Below are 19156 nucleotides of genomic sequence, written 5' to 3' on the forward strand. Positions count from 1 at the left end.
GCAATGTACCTCGTCGGCTCAGCGCAGCTGCAGACGCCAGGCCCGGTGAATCCGGTTGTTACGGGCGAAGTCCGGGTCCAGGGTCTGGGCAGTGATTTCCTCCACCGCATAACGCGCCATCAGGTGCTCGTCCAGCTGGAACTTGCGGAAGTTGTTGGAGAAATACAACACGCCGCCCGGCGCCAGGCGGGCCATGGCCAGGTCTAGCAGTTGAACGTGGTCACGCTGCACGTCGAACACGCCTTCCATGCGCTTGGAGTTGGAGAAGGTGGGCGGGTCGATGAAAATCAGGTCGTAGCTGTCGCGGTTACCCTCCAGCCAGGCCATCACATCACCCTGCTCCAGGCGGTTGCGCTCAGAGAAGCCATTAAGCGCCAGGTTGCGCCGCGCCCAGTCCAGGTAGGTTTTCGACAGGTCGACGCTGGTGGTGCTGCGCGCACCGCCCTTGGCCGCATGCACGGTGGCAGTGGCGGTGTAGCAGAACAGGTTGAGGAAGCGCTTGTCGGCAGCCTCGCGCTGGATGCGCATGCGCATCGGGCGATGGTCGAGGAACAGCCCGGTGTCGAGGTAGTCGGTGAGGTTGACCAGCAGCTTGACGCCACCTTCGTTCACCTCCTGGAAACGGCCCTCGGTCGCCTGGCGTTCGTACTGGCGGGTGCCGCTCTGGCGCTCGCGGCGCTTGAGCACTACGCGCTGCGGCGAAATGCCCAGCGCCTGCGGGATGGCTGCCAACGCATCGAGCAGGCGCGCCTGGGCCTTTTCCGGGTCGATCGAGCGTGGCGCGGCATACTCCTGCACGTGTACCCAGTCATGGTACAGGTCAACAGCCAACGCGTACTCGGGCATGTCGGCATCGTACAGGCGGTAGCAGTCGACCTGTTCGCGACGGGCCCACTTGCCCAGTTGTTTGAGGTTTTTCTGCAAACGGTTGGCAAACATCTGCGCACCTTCCGAAAGGCGTGCCGGTTCGCTGGCAACGGCGGGTTGCTGGCGGGTTTGCGCGCCCTCAGGTTGTGCTTCGCGACGCTCGCCGGTGACGAACTGGTCAGGCTGCACCTTGAACAGCAGCAGCTTGCACGGCAAGGCGCCGTTCCAGAACGCGTACTGCTTGTGGCTGCGAATGCCCATGCGCTTGCCCAGCTGCGGCGCGCCGGTGAACACCGCTGCCTCCCAGCCCATGCAGGCCTGGCGCAGGCGCTCGCCGAGGTTCTGGTAGAGGTACAGCAGGCTGGCTTCATCACCCAGACGCTCGCCGTAGGGCGGGTTGCTGATGACCAGGCCTTTCTGGTTCTGGTCCGGGCGCGGCTCGAAGGTGCTGACTTCGCCCTGGTAGATTTTCACCCAGTCGCCCAGGCCGGCACGCTCGACGTTGTTGCGGCCCGGCTGGATCAGCCGCGGGTCGGCCTCGTAGCCACGGATCCACAGCGGAGGCTTGGCCAGGCCAGCCTGTGCACGCGCCTGCGCTTCGTCATGCACCTTGCGCCACAGCGCTGGCACATGGCCGAGCCAGGCACTGAAGCCCCAGCGCTCACGCTTGAGGTTGGGCGCGATGTCGGCGGCGATCATCGCGGCCTCGACCAGGAAGGTACCCACACCGCACATCGGGTCGGCCAACGCGCCCCCTTCAGCGGCAATGCGCGGCCAGCCAGAACGGATCAACACCGCAGCCGCCAGGTTTTCCTTCAGCGGCGCAGCACCTTGCTGCAGGCGATAGCCACGCTGGTGCAGGCTGTGGCCGGATAGGTCGAGGGAGAGAATGGCCTCGCCACGGTCCAGGCGCAGGTGTACACGCACGTCGGGGTCGATCTTTTCCACCGACGGGCGCAGGCCTTCGCGGTTGCGCAACTTGTCGACAATTGCGTCCTTGACCTTCAGCGCACCAAAGTGAGTGTTGTCGATGCCCGAGCCATGGCCACTGAACTCCACCGCCAGGGTGCCATCGGCTGCCAGGTGGTCGGCCCAGTCGACCGCGTGCACGCCATCGTAAAGGTCGTCGGCGTTCTTCATGGAGAAGCGCTTGAGCACCAACAACACCCGGTTGGCCAGGCGTGACCAGACACACAGGCGGTAGGCGGTTTCCATGTCGGCGACGCCGCGAATGGCCGAGGTGTGCTCACGCACTTCGTCCAGGCCAAGGCCTTTGGCTTCTTCGGCAAGCAGGCCTTCAAGGCCTTTGGGGCAGGTGAGGTAGAGTTCGAAACGGTCCGACATGAGTATTCCAGAGCCTTGGGCTATTGACTGACGAGGCAACGCATCACCCCGCGATGTTTGCCCGCAGGCCTTTCCAGCAGGCGTGCGGGTGGCCCTTCCTGGCACATGAACGTGCCGCGAAGGGCCAGGCCACCTGACCGATCTGCACTCGGCCCGGTGGCCAAGACAGCTTAGATCATCAGGCAGTATGAAAAATTCTGGCGATAACCGGGGCGATGTGACCCTTCGTCGCATTTCAAATTATTTCTGTCATCCGCAAGCAACGCTGGCGAAATGACGTCAATGTTCAGCAAACCCCGATCACAGCGGGCTCAACGCCAAACAAGGTTGAGTCGCATTTATTTACTTATCCCCTCACCCTAGGAAAGGTTACGTGCTTATGACAAATCGATCATTCACACCGTGACTCGCATTCGATAGAACTGGTCTCAGGCCGCTTCGCAACGAGGCGGCACCTTCAGCCCGCCACGCCGGCAGCGGGCGCAAACCGGCAGAAAGACTCTGCCCGGCCTCGGAGAGGCCGACGGGACATTACAGTCAACAAGTGAGGGCAACACCCTATGAGAAGACTTAAGCGTGATCCGTTGGAAAGAGCATATTCACGTGGCTACCAATACGGGGTCACCGGCAAATCCCGCGAACTTTGCCCCTTCAATCTTCCTTCTGTTCGCCAAGCCTGGATCAACGGCTGGCGCGAAGGTCGCGGTGATAACTGGGACGGAATGACTGGCACCGCTGGCATCCATAGACTCAACGAAAATCACGCCGTTGGCTGAACGAGGACACTGAATTCGAGTCACCATGCGCGCCCTATCCGGGCGGCGGGCTGCGGCCCAGGGGCCCCTTGACGGGGCCCTTTTTTATGCCTGCCGTTTAACCGCGCGGTAATGCCGCAATGGCATCGACCGCTTCACGGATCAACGCTGGCCCCTTGTAGATGAAGCCCGAGTAGATCTGTACCAGGCTCGCACCGGCAGCGATCTTCTCGGCAGCGTGACGACCTTCGGTAATGCCACCCGCGGCAATGATCGGCAACTTGCCGCCCAGCTCGCCTGCCAGCACCTTGACAATGTGGGTGCTCTTTTCCAGCACCGGCGCGCCCGACAGGCCACCCGCCTCGCCGCCATACGGCAGCCCCTCGACACCTTCACGGCCCAGCGTGGTGTTGGTGGCGATCACCGCATCCATACCCGACTCCATCAGCGCGGCAGCCACCAGCGCAGTTTCTTCGTCACTCATGTCCGGGGCGATCTTGATGGCCAGCGGTACACGCTTGCCATGGGTAGCAGCCAGTTGCTCGCGGCGTTCGGCCAGGGCATCGAGCAACTGCTTGAGCGAATCGCCGAACTGCAGGCTGCGCAGGCCCGGGGTATTCGGCGAGCTGACGTTGACGGTGATGTAGCTGGCGGCGGTGTACACCTTGTCCAGGCAGATCAGGTAGTCATCCACGGCGCGCTCGACTGGGGTGTCGAAGTTCTTGCCGATGTTGATGCCCAGCACGCCGTTGTAACGCGAGGCACGCACGCGGCCGAGCAAGTGATCGACGCCCAGGTTGTTGAAGCCCATGCGGTTGATGATGGCCGTCGCCTCCGGCAGGCGGAACAACCTTGGCTTGGGGTTGCCCGGTTGCGGACGCGGGGTGACGGTGCCGATTTCGACGAAGCCGAAGCCCAGCTGGGCAAAGCCGTCGATGGCCGCGCCGTTCTTGTCCAGGCCTGCGGCCAGGCCCACCGGGTTGGCGAAGTTCAAGCCCATGACCGAAACCGGCAATGCCGCCGGCTGCTTGCACAGCATGCCATTGAGGCCAAGACGGCCACCGGCACCGATCAGGTCCAGGGACAGGTCGTGGGAAGTTTCCGGGGAAAGCTTGAACAGCAGCTGGCGGGCCAGGGTATACATGGGCGGGCAAGGCTCGGGGTGAGTGAGGGGGCGATTATAGCCAGCCTAGGGCTGGCAGGACAGCAAATCGTGGGGCGGCTACGCGCCCCGGCAACCCTTGGCACATCGGTTGCACCGGTTTGGTCCACAGCCTTATCAGTACAGGCGAGGAACCTTGTGAACACCGTACCCCGAGCAACGCCCCTGGCCTGGGTCAATGGCAGTGACACGCCGGAAAAGCCCAGCCTGAACATCGGCTATATGGCCCTGACCGACTGCGCCTCGGTGGTGGTCGCCGCCACCCAGGGCTTCGCCCAGCAATACGGCCTTACCCTCAACCTCAAGCGCCAAGGCTCCTGGGCCGGGCTGCGCGACAAGCTGGTCAGCGGCGAGCTGGATGCCGCGCACTGCCTGTATGGCCTGGTCTATGCCGTGCACCTGGGCATCGGTGGCGTACCGGCCAGTGACATGGCCGTGCTCATGGGGCTGAACCAGAACGCGCAGGCCATCAACCTCTCCCCGGCCCTGCAGCGCAAAGGCGTGACCAACCCTGAAGCATTGGCGCGCCTGGTGCACCAGCATGGCGCACGCCTGACCTTCGCCCAGACCTTCCCCACCGGCACCCACGCCATGTGGCTGTATTACTGGCTGGCCAGCCAGGGCATCCACCCGCTGCGCGACGTGGACAGCGTAGTGGTGCCGCCGGCCCAGATGGCCGCGCATATCCAGGCGGGGCGCATCGACGGTTTCTGCGTGGGCGAACCTTGGGCCGCCGATGCTGTGGCCAAGGGCCAAGGCTTTACGCTGGCCACCAGCCAGTCGATATGGCCAGACCATCCGGAAAAGGTGCTGGCGTGTTCTCGCGCCTTCGCCGAACAATACCCCAACAGCGCCCGCGCGCTCATCAAAGCGATCCTCGCCGCCAGCCGGTTCATCGAGCAAAGCCCCGAAAACCGTCGCAGCACTGCGCAACTGCTTAGCGGCAACACGTACCTGGATACCCCGCTGGACAGCATCGAGCCACGTCTGCTCGGCCTCTATCAGGATGGCCTGGGCAACCACTGGCAAGACCCGCACGCCCTGCGCCTGTTCGACCAAGGCCGGGCCAACCTGCCTTACCTGTCCGACGGCATGTGGTTCATGACCCAGTTCCGCCGCTGGGGCCTGTTACGCGAAGACCCCGACTACCTCGGTGTGGCTCGGCAGGTTCAGCAGTTGGCGCTGTACAGCGAGGCGGCGCAAAGCCTGGGCGTCGCGTGCCCCGAACAGCCGATGCGCAACAGCCTGCTGATCGATGGCACCCGCTGGGACGGCAGCGATCCTTATGGCTATGCCCGCAGCTTCAGCCTGCATGCCCTGGGCGACCTGCCCGATGCCCGCGTCGGCGCGTGAGGGGGACAACCATGTTGCGCATTCTGCTGATCGACGACACCCAGAACAAACTCGGCCGCCTCAAGGCGGCGTTGATCGAGGCCGGCTTCGAGGTTACCGAAGCCCCAGGCCTGACCATCGACCTGCCCGCCTGCGTCGAAACGGTGCGCCCGGATGTGGTGCTGATCGATACCGACTCACCGGACCGCGACGTGATGGAACAGGTGGTGCTGGTCAGCCGCGACCAGCCGCGCCCCATCGTGCTGTTCACCGACGAGCACGACCCTGGCGTGATGCGCCAGGCGATCCAGGCAGGCGTTAGTGCCTACATCGTCGAAGGCATCCATGCTGCGCGGCTGCAGCCGATTCTGGATGTGGCCATGGCCCGCTTTGAAAGTGACCAGGCGCTGAAGGCGCAGCTGCTGGCACGCGACCAGCAGTTGGCCGAACGCAAGCGCATCGAGCAGGCCAAGGGTTTGCTGATGAAGATGAAGGACTGCAACGAAGAACAGGCCTACACCCTGATGCGCCGACAGGCCATGAGCCGACAGCAGAAGCTGATCCAGGTGGCCGAGCAGATCATTGCCATGCACGAAATGCTGGGCTGACAACGCTCCCGTACGGGCCAAGTTGGCCCATCTCTTGCTGAACAAACATCACCGGTAGCCAACGGCGGTTGCCCCACTTAAATCCCGACAAAGACGTCGCTCTCCCCTCCACGACCGTGGAGCGGGTGGCGGCGTCTTTTTCGTTCCGTTGCATTGCCAAGTGAGGTGTTCGATGAGTACCAGCTTCTGGAAATCCGGGCATGTGCCCACGCTGTTCGCCGCGTTCCTGTACTTCGACCTCAGCTTCATGGTCTGGTACCTGCTGGGCCCGCTGGCGGTGCAGATTGCCGCCGACTTGCAACTGAGCGCACAACAACGGGGCCTGATGGTGGCCACGCCGATCCTGGCCGGGGCGATCCTGCGCTTCGCCATGGGCGTGCTGGTTGACCGCCTGTCACCCAAAACAGCCGGGCTGATCGGCCAAGTGATCGTCATCGTCGCCTTGGCGTGCGCCTGGCACCTGGGTGTGCACAGCTACGAACAGGCCCTGCTGCTGGGCGTGTTCCTCGGCTTTGCCGGTGCGTCGTTTGCCGTATCGTTGCCGCTGGCTTCACAGTGGTACCCGCCGCAGCATCAGGGCAAGGCCATGGGCATCGCCGGTGCCGGCAACTCCGGCACGGTGTTCGCCGCCCTGCTGGCCCCGGCGCTGGCTGCCGGCTTTGGCTGGAACAATGTGTTCGGTTTCGCGCTGATTCCGTTGTCGCTGGCGCTGGTGGTGTTCGCCCTGCTGGCGCGCAATGCGCCACAACGCCCCAAGCCAAAAGCGATGGCCGACTACCTCAAGGCCCTCGGCGACCGCGACAGCTGGTGGTTCATGTTTTTCTACAGCGTCACCTTTGGCGGCTTCATCGGCCTGGCCAGCGCCCTGCCCGGCTACTTCAGCGACCAGTACAGCCTGAGCCCGGTCACAGCCGGCTACTACACCGCCGCCTGCGTATTTGCCGGCAGCCTGATGCGCCCGCTCGGCGGCGCCCTGGCCGACCGCTTCGGGGGTATCCGCACCCTGTTGGGCATGTACAGCGTTGCAGCCATCTGCATCGCGGCAGTCGGTTTCAACCTGCCGTCCGCAGCCGCCGCACTGGCGCTGTTCGTAAGCGCCATGCTTGGCCTGGGCGCCGGTAATGGTGCGGTATTCCAGTTGGTACCACAGCGCTTCCGCCAGGAGATCGGCGTGATGACCGGGCTGATCGGCATGGCCGGCGGTATCGGTGGTTTCCTGCTGGCAGCCGGGCTTGGCACCATCAAGCAGCACACCGGTGACTACCAGCTGGGGTTGTGGCTGTTCGCCAGCCTTGGCCTGCTGGCCTGGTTCGGCCTGCATGGCGTGAAACAACGCTGGCGCACCACCTGGGGCTCGGCAGCCGTGACCGCTGCACGGGTCTGAGGGGCACCCATGAGCCTGCAACTGAAGTTCGCCCAAGCCAGCGCTACCGGGCCACGCGAGGAAAACCAGGATGCCCTGCGCCTGGTCACCCCGGCGCCAGAGCTGGCCGCCAGCAAGGGCTACCTGTTCGCCCTCGCTGACGGCGTCAGCCAATGCGCCGATGGCGGCCTGGCAGCACGCGCCAGTTTGCAGGCACTGGCGCTGGACTACTACGCCACCCCCGCCACCTGGAGCGTGGCCCAGGCCCTGGACCGCCTGTTGCTGGCTCAGAACCGCTGGTTGCGCGCCCAAGGCAGCGGCCAGCCATTGTTGACCACCCTTAGCGCACTGGTGCTACGGGGCCGGCGCTTCACGCTGGCCCATGTCGGTGATTGTCGCGTGTATCGCTGGCACGCCGGGCACTTGCAATGCCTGAGCGAAGACCATGTATGGGATCAACCGGGCATGCAGCATGTGCTGAAGCGCGCACTGGGCCTGGACCAACACCTGCTGGTGGATTACCTCGAAGGCGAACTGCAACCGGGTGAGTGCTTCCTGCTGCTCAGCGACGGGGTCTGGGCCAGCCTGGGCGACCAACACATCCAGGCCGTGCTGCGCGAACAAACCAACCTGCAACTGGCCGTCGACACACTGGTTGCCAGCGCGCATCTCAATGGCAGCCAAGACAATGCCAGTGCCTTGCTGGTACACGTCGAACAGCTGGGCACCGCCAACCTGGGCGATACCCTGGCGCAATTGCAGCAGTGGCCGGTGCCCGGCGCGCTGCGCGAAGGGCAACTGATTGATGACTGGCGGGCCGAACGCCTGCTTTCACAAAGCCGCCAGTCACTGCTGTACCGGGTGCGCGACAGCCAGGGCCAGCCTTGGCTGCTCAAGACCTTACCTGCCGAACGCGAGCAAGCATCCGGTGCTGCACAGGCGCTGTTGCTCGAAGAGTGGTTTCTGCGACGCGTTGCGGGCCGGCACTTCCCCGAGCTGCATGCAGCCAGCCATCGGCAACACTTGTACTACGTAATGCGCGAATACTCCGGTCAAAACCTTGCGACGTTGCTGGCCGAGCATGGTCCGCTGCCCCTGCCGCAGTGGCTCGAAATGGCCCGGCAACTGCTGCAGGCGGTTGGCGTGTTGCACCGGCGCAACCTGCTGCACCGCGACATCAAGCCAGACAACCTGCACCTGGGCAGCGATGGCCAACTGCGCCTGCTGGATTTCGGTCTGGCCTATTGCCCCGGCCTTTCCGAAGACTCGCCGCACGACGTGCCCGGCACGCCGTCGTACATCGCCCCGGAAGCGTTCGACGGCCAACCACCCAGCCCGCGCCAGGACCTGTATGCCGTGGGCGTGACGCTGTATCACCTGCTGACCGGGCACTACCCGTATGGCGAGGTGGAAGCCTTTCAGCGCCCGCGCTTCGGCCAGCCGGTCAACGCTGCACGCTACCGCCCCGACTTGCCGGAATGGCTGCAGCACAACCTGCAGCAGGCGGTGGCGGCCGACCCGGCGCAGCGCTTCGAAACGGCCGAACACTGGTTGTTGCTGCTTGAGCGTGGCGACCGTCAAGAGCTGCCTGACAGGCCGCGCCCCTTGTTGGAACGCGAGCCGTTGAAGGTATGGCGCACCCTAGCCCTGCTGTCGTTGCTACTCAACCTGATCCTGCTGCTTGGCCTGCTCAAAGGCTGAGCGCACCCTGCCAACGAGGAATACCCGATGAATGCAAAAGTCTGGCTGGTAGGCGCCGGCCCTGGCGACCCTGAACTGCTCACCCTCAAGGCCGTGCGTGCCTTGCAGCAAGCGGCAGTGGTAATGATCGACGACCTGGTCAACCCGGCGGTGCTGCAGCATTGCCCGCAGGCCCGGGTGATTGCCGTGGGCAAGCGCGGCGGGTGCCGCTCCACGCCACAAGCGTTCATCCAGCGCCTGATGCTGCGCCATGCTCGGCAAGGACGTTGCGTGGTACGGCTCAAGGGTGGAGATCCGTGCATTTTCGGCCGTGGCGGCGAAGAGGCACTGTGGCTACAGGGGCATGGTATTGAGGTGGAGTTGGTCAACGGCATCACGGCCGGTCTGGCAGGCGCCACGCAATGCGGGATTTCGCTGACCTCACGCGGGGTGAGCCGAGGGGTAACGCTGGTAACGGCGCATACGCAGGACGACAGCGAGCTGAACTGGGAGGCATTGGCCCAGGGTGGAACGACGTTGGTGGTGTACATGGGGGTCGCGCGACTGGAGCAGATTCGCCAGGGGTTGCTGGAGGGTGGCATGGCACCCGGAATGCCAGTGGCGATGATCGAGAATGCCTCATTGCCGCAACAGCGAGAGTGCAGGAGCGATGTGCGGGGGATGGTCAAAGATGCGCAGGGATTTGGTTTGCGTAGCCCGGCGATTCTGGTGATTGGCGAGGTGGTTGACGAACGACAGGTTCAGAGACTGTTGGCAGTCGCCGGGTAAAATCCGAGCAAAGAAAAACCCGGCCGAGGCCGGGTTTTTCATGAAACATCAGGCCAATTACTTGGACTGAGCTTCTACCTGAGCTTCAACGCGACGGTTGATAGCACGGCCTTCTTCGGTGGCGTTGTCAGCAACCGGACGGGTTTCGCCGTAGCCTACCGAGTCAACACGGCTGGATTCTACGCCGTACTGCTGGGTCAGCACTTGCTTGACAGCGTTGGCACGACGCTCGGACAGCTTCTGGTTGTAAGCGTCTGGACCCACGGAGTCAGTGTGACCTTCAACCACGGTGGTGGTTTGTGGGTACTGCTTCATGAAGTCAGCCAGGTTTTTGATGTCGCCGTAGCTGTTTGGCTTGACGACCGACTTGTCGAAGTCGAACTTGACGTCCAGCTCAACACGAACGACTTCGGCAACAGCCGGGCAGCCGTCGGCGTCAACGGTAACGTTGGCCGGGGTGTCTGGGCACTTGTCGACGTTGTCGCAAACGCCGTCGTTGTCGGAGTCGGAGCAGACTTCAGCAACTGGAGCCGGAGCGGCTGCGGCTTGCTTCGGGCTACCGCCGAAGTTCAGGCCAACACCAACGCTTGGAGCCCACTCGGTGTCGCCCTGGTCGATGTTGTACTGAGCTTCTACGCCGGCACGGGCGTAGAACATGTCGGTGATGTACCACTTGGCGCCAGCGCCAACGTTGGCGAAGGTGGAGTGGTCACGACCGCCACGGCCGGTCTGGCCCAGCGACTGGTGCGAGAAACCAGCGGAAACGTACGGACGGATAGCGTCGTACGGGTTGTTGAAGTGGTAAACGGCGTCCAGGGCGGTGTTCGAGCCCTTGATGTTCTTGCCGTCTTCGCCACGAGCGTTGTGTACTTCGTCGTAGCCCAGACGCAGTTCAACGTCGTCGGTCAGGAAGTAACCGATCGAGCCGCCGAACAGGTTGCCGTCGTTCTTGAAGTCGCGCTGGCTGTCGAAGAATTCTTTCTTGTAGAAAACTTCGGTCTCGACGGCGCCTTGACCTTGTGCCATAGCGCCAATCGAAGTGGCGGCTACGAGCGAACCAATGGCCAAGCCCAAGGTGTTTTTCAATTTCATCCGTTAAATCCCCATCTGGTGATAGTTAAGCCGTCCCACCACAAACACGGGGGACAACTCGACGGCAAGTCTAGCAGAACTCGCCGATTCGTTAGAGATATTTGCACGCCACTAAGTTTCATCGAGGCCGGCAAATTTCTCCCGAAGCTTGTCTAGCGCGCGCTTGTAGCGCATTTTTGTCGCGCTCAGGCCCATGTGCATGATGTCGGCAATTTCCTGAAATTCCAGCTCTGCGACAAAACGAAGCACCAGAATTTCGCGGTCAATCGGGTTCACATGCACCAGCCATTTGTCCAGCCCGCCTTTTTCTTCCGGCTTCGGGGCCTTGTCTTCGGACGCCTCTTCGACAGGGTCCAGACTCAAGGCATCCATCAACCGGCGTTTACGGCGCTCCTTGCGGTACTGGGTAATGCACTCGTTGTAGGTGATGCTGTAGAGCCAGGTCTTGAACTTGGATTTACCTTCGAAGTTCTTCAGGCCGTACAGCACTTTCAGCATCACTTCCTGACAGACATCGTCCGCGTCCCGGTCGTTCCCCAGATAACGCGCACAGACGTTGAACAGGGTCCGTTGGTAGCGCCGCATGAGCTCTTCATAGGCGCGGGTAACGTGGTACAGCTCCTCATGCGAACGCGCCACCAACTCTTCGTCGGTGAGCTCGCGGGGGTCATAACGCATGGGCGGCGAATGAACTTTATTCAAAACGGATCTGGCCGACAGTCAGGTCAATGTCGCCGCGCGACCCCGTGGGTCGAATTTCGCGGCGGCATACATTAACAGCTTTTGTGCGGTTAGCGGCTATTGACACGCTGCTCGAGCAACTCGCGGTTGGACAGCGACACCAGTTCGCCATCATCGGTCAGCAGCGTTGTCTTGACCGTGCCGATTTCCTCGATGTGCCCTTCAACCTCTCCAATCCGCACCTGCTGGCCGACCTGATACAGCTCGCGCACGTAAATGCCGGCCAGGATCTGCCCGGCGATTTCGCGGCTGCCAAGGCCCATAGCCAAGGCAACGGCCAGACCAACGGTAATCAGCCCGATGACGATAACGTGGTTCAGCAGGTCGGTTTTCACCTCCAGCTGGCTGATGGCCACCGAGATGCTGATGATGATCACCAGGCCCTGGGTAATGCGCCCAAGCCCTGCCGAGTATTCCAGGCCGATGCCTTCGGCAGCGCCACGCACCAGGCCATTGGCAACCTGTGCCAGCAGCACGCCGGCCAGCAGCACCAAGGCCGCGCCGAACACCTTGGGCAGGTACAGGGCAAGCATGTCAAGGGTGGCCGACACCCGCTCCAGGCCCAGCGACTCGGCGGCCGAGACCAGGAAGATGAGCAACACGAACCAGTAGACGATCTTGCCGATCAGGGTCGAGATCGGCACCTGAATGCCGACCCGGCCAAGCATCTTGGTGAGGCCGGTGCCGGCCATCAGGCGGTCCAGGCCAAACTTGGCCAGCAGCTTGGACAGCAGTGTGTCGAGCAGCTTGGCCACCACGAAACCCAGCAGCACCACGACCAGCGCGCCGAACAGGTTGGGGATGAAGTTCGCTACCTTGGTCCAAAGGGCAGTCATTGCGGTGACCAGGCTCTGGGTCCAGAGATCGAGTTCCATATTCAATCGGCCTTATCTGCTTTGCTGCCGGTGGCAGCGTTGCGGGAAGAGTGTCGACGCACCGGCGCGACATGCGCCGAGCCATTATTGACGGCGATGAGCAGCGCCTGGCTCCAGCGGCCAAGCAGGCTGAACAGATCACCCGCGCCAACCTGGCGGTTGGCGGTTTTCAGTACGCGACCCAGGCAAGCGGCGTCGTCCCGGTCGTCCCGGTCATTGCCGGAGGGTGACGCCTTGAGCAGGTCGCGCAGGGATTCTTCAAACGGATCGTGCATGGGCACCTCGCGCAGTGTCAGCAAGAGACGAGATGGCCGGGCAATGGGTCACACAACCCATTGGTACGAATGTTTCAAAATGCACACCTAAACCCATCGCAACCGCCGGAACAGCCACCACTGCCCCACCGCCAGCCCCAGCACGACGATGCACGCGAACAGAAAGCCCAACGGGTTATCCGCCCCCGGAATACCGCCGACATTGATGCCCAGCAGTCCGGTGATGAAGCTCATGGGCAAAAAGATGCAGGTGATGATGCCAAAACGGTACATGGTGCGATTCATCCGCTCGCTGCGCCGCCGGTCTTCGCTTTCCAGCACCAGCGCAGCGCGCTCGCGGGTCAGCTCCAGTTCTTCGAGGTAGCGAATCAGGCTGTTATTGAGCTCGTTCCAGTAATCGGCGTCGGCATTGGCGAACCAGCTCCATTTGCTGCGCGACAACTGGGCGTAGATTTCCCGTTGCGGGGCAAGAAAGCGGCGCAGGCCGGCGGCACGACGGCGGATCTGCTGCAGGCTGCCATGCTCAGGGGTGTACCGCTCGTCGGTTTCGACCTTTTCTTCTTCCAGGTCGACCAATTCGGCCAGATCACTCACCAAGCCCTGAACCTTTTCAGTCAGCAGTTCGCCCATCAACAGCAACAGTTCGGAGGCCGATTTCGGCCCCCTGCCCTGTTCCAGTTGCTGGAGAATTTCGTCACTGGCACGCAACGGCCTGAGGCGCAACGAGATAACCCGCTGTGCCTCGGCGAAAATACGTACCGAAACCATGTCTTCAGGCTCGGCACCCGGGTTGAGGTTGACCCCGCGCAGGAACAGCAGCAGCTGTTCGTCCGCCATGGGCAGCAGGCGCGGCCGGGTGTTTTCTTCCAGCAGCAGCTCGCAGGCGAACTCGCTCAGGCCACTGTCATGCAGTAGCCAGGTACGGGTTTGCGGATGGCTGCGGTCCCAATGCAGCCACAGGCTCTGCTCTGGTTGCAGTTGCAAGCTGTCCAGTTCGGTACGGGCAATCGAGCGCGCGCCGCCTTTACCATCGAGCACCAGGGCATGCACCAGCCCCCACTGCGCGTTGTCTTCCTCGAACATCAAAGCTCCATCAGCGCGTGGGGCGCATCACTCCGGCATTTTCAGCGGGCTTGGCGAAACGAGTACGCCATTGTTGTCGGCATACACGTACTCGCCCGGGCGGAAGGTAACGCCGGCGAAGGTCACCACCACATTGAGGTCACCGATACCACGCTTGTCGGTTTTCATCGGGTGGCTGGCCAGGGCCTGCACCCCGACGTCGGTCTGGATCAGCACATCGACGTCACGCACGCAGCCATAGATCACCAGGCCTTCCCAACCGTTTTTGGCGGCTTTTTCCGCAAGCATATCGCCCAGCAGCGCACGGCGCAGCGAACCACCACCATCGACCACCAGGACCTTGCCCTTGCCGTCGAGTTCGACCTGCTCCTTCACCAGCGAGTTGTCCTCGAAGCACTTGATGGTGACGATCTGGCCACCGAACGAATCGCGGCCGCCAAAATTGCTGAACATGGGTTCCAGCACGTGTACCAGGTCGGGGTAGGCGTCACACAGGTCGGGCGTTACGTAATGCTGCATGGGAAGCTCCTGTCAGTCACAACGAAAGCGGGTATCGGCCAAGGCTACACCTTGGAGGCCATTGCAGTCATCCGGGACCGGGCAGTCATTTGTATTCATCCTGTACCGGCCCTTTCGCGGGCACGCCCACGAAGAGGCCGACCCAGGCGATGCAAGATCAACTGACTGGCAAAGGTTCCTGAGCCACCGTGGACGCATGCACCGGCAGCAATGGATCACGCAACCAGCGCTCCACCAACGGCCATACCTGCGCCTGCGCAGCCTTGCTCACCAGCATGTCGACATGCCCAAAGGCCTCAAAACCTTCCTCACGCCCCAGCCGCAAGAACTGCTTGCGCTCGCCCCCCAACTGCTCGAACAGCTTGCGGCAGGCCCACACCGGGTCCTGGAAGTCCCCCGCGCCGGCCACTGCCAGCAGGGGCACATCCACCTCTGCCAGCCCTGCCCACCAGTCGTTCTGCTTGTCGCCAAAGCGTCCGAACAGGCCATGCCAGCGCATGCTTTCCAGCGCCAGGCCAATCGGCTCGTCTTCCGGCCCACGTTTGAAGCGTGGCCCGGATATCTGCCCCCAGCGCTTGAGCACCAGCTTCGCACCCCACACCAGCGGTGGCACCTTCAACGGCCAGTAGACACGGCTGATCTGGGTGCCGAACAGCGCCACGCTGGCCACCTGTTCGGCACCCAGGAAACCACCTCCAAGCGCCGCCACCAGAGTGGTGCCGCCCAAGGAATGGCCAACCCAGTGCGGCGCCTGGCCCGACTGCTCGCGCACGAACGCGGCAATCAGTGGCAGGTCATCACGGGCATAGGCCGCAACGCTGTTGTGCTGCCAGGCATGGTTGCGTGGTGACAGGCCGTGACCGCGCATTTCCGGGATCCACACATCGAAACCGGCACGGGCGAGGTAGGCGCCCAGGCCAATACCTTTGGGCGAATACCAGAAACGCCGGTTGGAAAAACTGCCGTGCAGAAGAATGACCGGCACGCCCTGGGCACGGCCATGGTCGGCCAACCCCAGGCGGGTGATGGCCAGCTCGACGCTAGGGTCCGGGCCGTTGCCAGCCTTGATCCGGTACACGTCTTCGCTGAGGTCGCCGCGGCGCTCGGCACTGAGCAGGGCCACGGGGAATAGAGTGCTGCTGCTTTGCATAAGGTTGCTTGGTGCACAAAAAAGGGCGGGATCCATTGCTGGAACTCGCCCTGGAAAAAACCAGGCGGGGGTACGCCAGACGTCCCCCCGCGTTTTACTGCATCAGGCCGCGCCTTGGCCTTCGGCCAGGAAGAACCAGGTTTCGAGTACCGAGTCCGGGTTCAGCGACACGCTTTCGATGCCTTGCTCCATCAGCCATTTGGCCAGGTCCGGGTGGTCCGATGGGCCCTGGCCGCAGATGCCGATGTACTTGCCGGCCTTGTTGCACGCGGCAATGGCGTTGGCCAGCAGCTTCTTGACGGCAGGGTTACGCTCGTCGAACAGGTGGGCGATGATGCCCGAGTCGCGGTCCAGGCCCAGGGTCAGCTGGGTCAGGTCGTTGGAGCCGATCGAGAAGCCGTCGAAGTACTCCAGGAACTCTTCGGCCAGGATGGCGTTGGACGGCAGCTCGCACATCATGATCACGCGCAGGCCGTTGTCGCCACGGGCCAGCCCGTTTTCGGCGAGCAGGTCGACCACTTGGCTGGCTTCGCCCAAGGTGCGTACGAACGGCACCATGATCTCGACGTTGGTCAGGCCCATCTCGTTGCGCACGCGCTTGAGGGCACGGCACTCGAGCTCGAAGCAGTCACGGAACGATTCGCTGATGTAACGCGAAGCGCCACGGAAGCCCAACATCGGGTTTTCTTCTTCCGGCTCGTACAGCTTGCCGCCGATCAGGTTGGCGTACTCGTTGGACTTGAAGTCCGACAGGCGCACGATGACCTTTTTCGGGTAGAAGGCCGCCGCCAGGGTGCTGATGCCTTCGACCAGTTTCTCGACGTAGAAGCCGACCGGGTCGTTGTAACCGGCAATGCGCTTGTCGACGCTGTCTTTCAGGTCGGCAGGCAGGCCGGCATAGTTCAGCAGTGCCTTGGGGTGCACACCGATCATGCGGTTGATGATGAACTCCAGGCGCGCCAGGCCGACACCGGCGTTGGGCAACTGGGCGAAGTCGAAGGCGCGGTCCGGGTTACCGACGTTCATCATGATCTTGAACGGCAGCTCCGGCATGGCGTCGACGGAGTTCTGCTTGACGTCAAAGCCCAGCTCGCCTTCGAAGATGAAGCCGGTATCGCCTTCGGCGCAGGACACGGTCACGCCCTGGCCGTCTTTGAGCACCTGGGTGGCGTTGCCGCAACCGACCACGGCCGGAATGCCCAGCTCGCGGGCAATGATCGCCGCGTGGCAGGTTCGGCCGCCACGGTTGGTGACGATGGCGCTGGCGCGCTTCATCACCGGTTCCCAGTCCGGGTCGGTCATGTCGGAAACCAGTACGTCGCCCGGCTGGACCTTGTCCATTTCCGAAACGTCGTTGATCACGCGCACTTTGCCGGCGCCGATGCGCTGGCCGATGGCACGGCCTTCGACCAGTACGGTGCCTTTTTCTTTCAGCAGGTAGCGTTCCATGACGTTGGCGCTGGAACGGCTTTTCACGGTCTCAGGGCGCGCCTGGACAATGTACAGCTTGCCGTCGTCACCGTCCTTGGCCCACTCGATGTCCATCGGGCGCTGGTAGTGCTGCTCGATGATCATGGCCTGTTTGGCCAGCTCGCTGACCTCGGCATCGGTCAGGCAGAAGCGTGCGCGCTCGGCGCGGTCCACTTCCACGGTCTTGACCGAACGGCCGGCCTTGGCTTCTTCGCCGTAGACCATCTTGATGGCCTTGCTGCCCAGGTTGCGGCGCAGGATGGCCGGGCGGCCGGCCTGCAGGGTGTTCTTGTGCACGTAGAATTCGTCAGGGTTGACCGCACCCTGCACCACGGTTTCACCCAGCCCGTAGGCGCCCGTGATGAACACCACGTCGCGGAAGCCCGACTCGGTGTCGAGGGTGAACATGACGCCGGCGGTGCCGGTTTCGGAGCGGACCATGCGCTGCACGCCAGCAGACAGGGCCACCAGCTTGTGGTCGAAGCCCTGGTGCACGCGGTAGGCGATGGCGCGGTCGTTGAACAGCGAGGCGAACACTTCCTTGGCCGCGCGGATCACGTTGTCGACGCCACGGATGTTGAGGAAGGTTTCCTGCTGGCCTGCGAACGAGGCGTCCGGCAGGTCTTCGGCAGTGGCCGAGGAGCGCACGGCAACCGCCATGTTGTCGTTGCCGGCAGCCATCGCGGCGAAGGCGGTTCGGATTTCCGAATCCAGACGTGCCGGGAACTCGGCTTCCATGACCCACTGGCGAATCTGCGCGCCGGTTTTGGTCAGGGCATTGATGTCATCCACGTCCAGCGCGTCGAGCGCGGCATGGATCCGGTCGTTGAGACCACTCTGTTCGAGAAAATCGCGGTACGCCTGCGCCGTAGTGGCAAAGCCGCCCGGCACCGATACACCAGCACCTGCAAGGTTGCTGATCATCTCGCCCAGGGATGCGTTCTTGCCCCCCACATGCTCCACATCATGGACGCCGAGCTTATCGAGGGAAACTACGTACTCTACCAAGGTGATCTCTCCACTAACTGTGTTGGAAAAGCTCAAAAGGCGCCCGCCTGTCTTCTGTGACTTGGCCGGGCGTTTGTGGCCTGTACCTGGAAAATAAGTGAGAATGCCGACAGCCGCATTCGGCAAACCGAACTTATCATATCCAAGAAACGTCATCAGCTTAAGGCCCAGATCGCAAATGAAACGAACCGCGTTCTTCATCTCCGACGGCACCGGTATCACTGCCGAAACCCTGGGCCAGAGTTTGCTCGCGCAATTCGAGAGCATTCCGTTCAACAAATTTACCCGCCCGTACATCGACTCGCCGGACAAAGCACGGACCATGGTCCAGCAAATCAACGCCGCCGCCGAGCGTGACGGGGTGCGCCCGATCATCTTCGACACCATCGTCAATCAGGACATCCGTGAGATCCTGGCGACGTCGAATGGCTTCATGATCGACATCTTTTCATCGTTTTTATCCCCGCTCGAGCAGGAATTGACCGCCCATTCGTCGTATTCCGTGGGTAAATCGCACTCGATTGGCGGTAACTCCAACTACATGGAACGCATCGAGGCGGTGAACTTCGCCCTGGACAACGACGACGGCGCGCGTACCCACTACTACGACAAGGCCGACCTGATTCTGGTTGGCGTGTCGCGTTGCGGCAAGACCCCTACCTGCCTGTACATGGCCATGCAGTTCGGCATCCGCGCCGCCAACTACCCGCTGACCGAGGACGACATGGAGCGCCTGCAGCTGCCGGCGGTGCTGAAAAAGCACCACAACAAGCTGTTCGGCCTGACCATCGACCCCGATCGCCTCACCGCCATCCGCCACGAGCGCAAGCCCAACAGCCGCTATTCCAGCTTTGCCCAGTGCGAGTTCGAAGTGCGCGAGGTGGAGAACCTGTTCCGCCGGGAGAACATTCCCAACATCAATTCCACGCATTTTTCGGTGGAAGAGATTTCGGCGAAGATTCTGGTGGAGAAAGGCGTAGAGCGCAGGTTCAAGTAAGCCTGTTCTGGCCCTTTCGCGGGCATGCCCGCGAAGAGGCCAGCAC

17 protein-coding genes are annotated in these 19156 nt (G+C 62.6%); 7 read left to right on the plus strand and 10 right to left on the minus strand.

Translation table 11 applies throughout. From position 1 onward, the window contains the following. Positions 1-18: 18 nt before the first annotated feature. Positions 19-2211 (minus strand): bifunctional 23S rRNA (guanine(2069)-N(7))-methyltransferase RlmK/23S rRNA (guanine(2445)-N(2))-methyltransferase RlmL, encoded by a 2193-nt coding sequence (gene rlmKL, locus D8767_RS20220; protein ID WP_027609585.1) that lies wholly within the window; start codon positions 2209-2211, stop codon positions 19-21. A gap of 560 nt (positions 2212-2771) precedes the next feature. Here rlmKL and rmf point away from each other — a divergent pair. Beyond that, positions 2772-2987: a ribosome modulation factor gene (gene rmf, locus D8767_RS20225; protein ID WP_003248687.1), complete on the plus strand. Its 216-nt coding sequence runs from the start codon at positions 2772-2774 to the stop codon at positions 2985-2987. Positions 2988-3084: 97 nt separating this feature from the next. Here the strand turns inward: rmf and D8767_RS20230 are convergent, their stop codons facing one another. Further along, positions 3085-4110: a quinone-dependent dihydroorotate dehydrogenase gene (locus tag D8767_RS20230; protein ID WP_016714856.1), complete on the minus strand. Its 1026-nt coding sequence runs from the start codon at positions 4108-4110 to the stop codon at positions 3085-3087. A 156-nt stretch (positions 4111-4266) separates the two neighbouring features. Here D8767_RS20230 and D8767_RS20235 point away from each other — a divergent pair, with 156 nt between their 5' ends. The 5 genes from D8767_RS20235 to cobA all read left to right on the plus strand — a co-directional run bounded on the left by D8767_RS20235 (position 4267) and on the right by cobA (position 9900). Next, positions 4267-5481, plus strand: coding sequence for a CmpA/NrtA family ABC transporter substrate-binding protein (locus tag D8767_RS20235; RefSeq protein WP_028699269.1), 1215 nt, complete (start codon positions 4267-4269; stop codon positions 5479-5481). Between the two features lie 11 nt (positions 5482-5492). Beyond that, complete coding sequence (locus D8767_RS20240; RefSeq protein WP_016714854.1) at positions 5493-6068, plus strand: ANTAR domain-containing response regulator; 576 nt, start codon at positions 5493-5495, stop codon at positions 6066-6068. Positions 6069-6240: 172 nt separating this feature from the next. Then, positions 6241-7452, plus strand: a complete 1212-nt coding sequence (locus D8767_RS20245) for a NarK/NasA family nitrate transporter (protein WP_016714853.1) — start codon at positions 6241-6243, stop codon at positions 7450-7452. Positions 7453-7461: 9 nt separating this feature from the next. Then, the gene (locus D8767_RS20250) at positions 7462-9132 is read left to right on the plus strand and encodes a bifunctional protein-serine/threonine kinase/phosphatase (protein ID WP_016714852.1); all 1671 of its coding nucleotides are present in this window, start codon (positions 7462-7464) and stop codon (positions 9130-9132) included. 27 nt (positions 9133-9159) lie between these two features. Then, positions 9160-9900, plus strand: coding sequence for a uroporphyrinogen-III C-methyltransferase (gene cobA / locus D8767_RS20255; RefSeq protein WP_016714851.1), 741 nt, complete (start codon positions 9160-9162; stop codon positions 9898-9900). A 57-nt stretch (positions 9901-9957) separates the two neighbouring features. On the opposite strand, the gene D8767_RS20260 is transcribed toward cobA, so the two are convergent. The 8 genes from D8767_RS20260 to ppsA form a co-directional block, all read right to left on the minus strand. Continuing rightward, complete coding sequence (locus D8767_RS20260; protein ID WP_016714850.1) at positions 9958-10992, minus strand: OmpA family protein; 1035 nt, start codon at positions 10990-10992, stop codon at positions 9958-9960. Positions 10993-11103: 111 nt separating this feature from the next. Next, on the minus strand, positions 11104-11670 hold the full coding sequence (gene sigX, locus D8767_RS20265; RefSeq protein ID WP_003248665.1) for an RNA polymerase sigma factor SigX: 567 nt from the start codon (positions 11668-11670) through the stop codon (positions 11104-11106). 113 nt (positions 11671-11783) lie between these two features. Beyond that, a complete protein-coding gene (locus tag D8767_RS20270; protein WP_004376138.1) occupies positions 11784-12608 on the minus strand; it encodes a mechanosensitive ion channel domain-containing protein in 825 nt (274 codons plus the stop codon). A gap of 2 nt (positions 12609-12610) precedes the next feature. Continuing rightward, positions 12611-12883, minus strand: coding sequence for a hypothetical protein (locus D8767_RS20275; RefSeq protein ID WP_014591816.1), 273 nt, complete (start codon positions 12881-12883; stop codon positions 12611-12613). Positions 12884-12970: 87 nt separating this feature from the next. Next, positions 12971-13966, minus strand: coding sequence for a zinc transporter ZntB (locus D8767_RS20280; RefSeq protein ID WP_016714848.1), 996 nt, complete (start codon positions 13964-13966; stop codon positions 12971-12973). 27 nt (positions 13967-13993) lie between these two features. Continuing rightward, positions 13994-14485: a ribonuclease E activity regulator RraA gene (gene rraA / locus D8767_RS20285; RefSeq protein WP_016714847.1), complete on the minus strand. Its 492-nt coding sequence runs from the start codon at positions 14483-14485 to the stop codon at positions 13994-13996. 157 nt (positions 14486-14642) lie between these two features. Beyond that, the gene (locus D8767_RS20290) at positions 14643-15635 is read right to left on the minus strand and encodes an alpha/beta fold hydrolase (RefSeq protein WP_028699270.1); all 993 of its coding nucleotides are present in this window, start codon (positions 15633-15635) and stop codon (positions 14643-14645) included. A 102-nt stretch (positions 15636-15737) separates the two neighbouring features. Continuing rightward, entirely contained in the window at positions 15738-18113 is a 2376-nt protein-coding gene (gene ppsA, locus D8767_RS20295; RefSeq protein ID WP_016714845.1) for a phosphoenolpyruvate synthase, read from the minus strand. Between the two features lie 178 nt (positions 18114-18291). Between ppsA and D8767_RS20300 the strand changes: the two genes are divergently transcribed. Then, entirely contained in the window at positions 18292-19110 is an 819-nt protein-coding gene (locus tag D8767_RS20300) for a pyruvate, water dikinase regulatory protein (RefSeq protein WP_016714844.1), read from the plus strand. Positions 19111-19156 lie beyond the last annotated feature (46 nt).

The organism is Pseudomonas sp. LTGT-11-2Z (genome assembly GCF_003691445.1).
Taxonomy (GTDB): domain Bacteria; phylum Pseudomonadota; class Gammaproteobacteria; order Pseudomonadales; family Pseudomonadaceae; genus Aquipseudomonas; species Aquipseudomonas monteilii.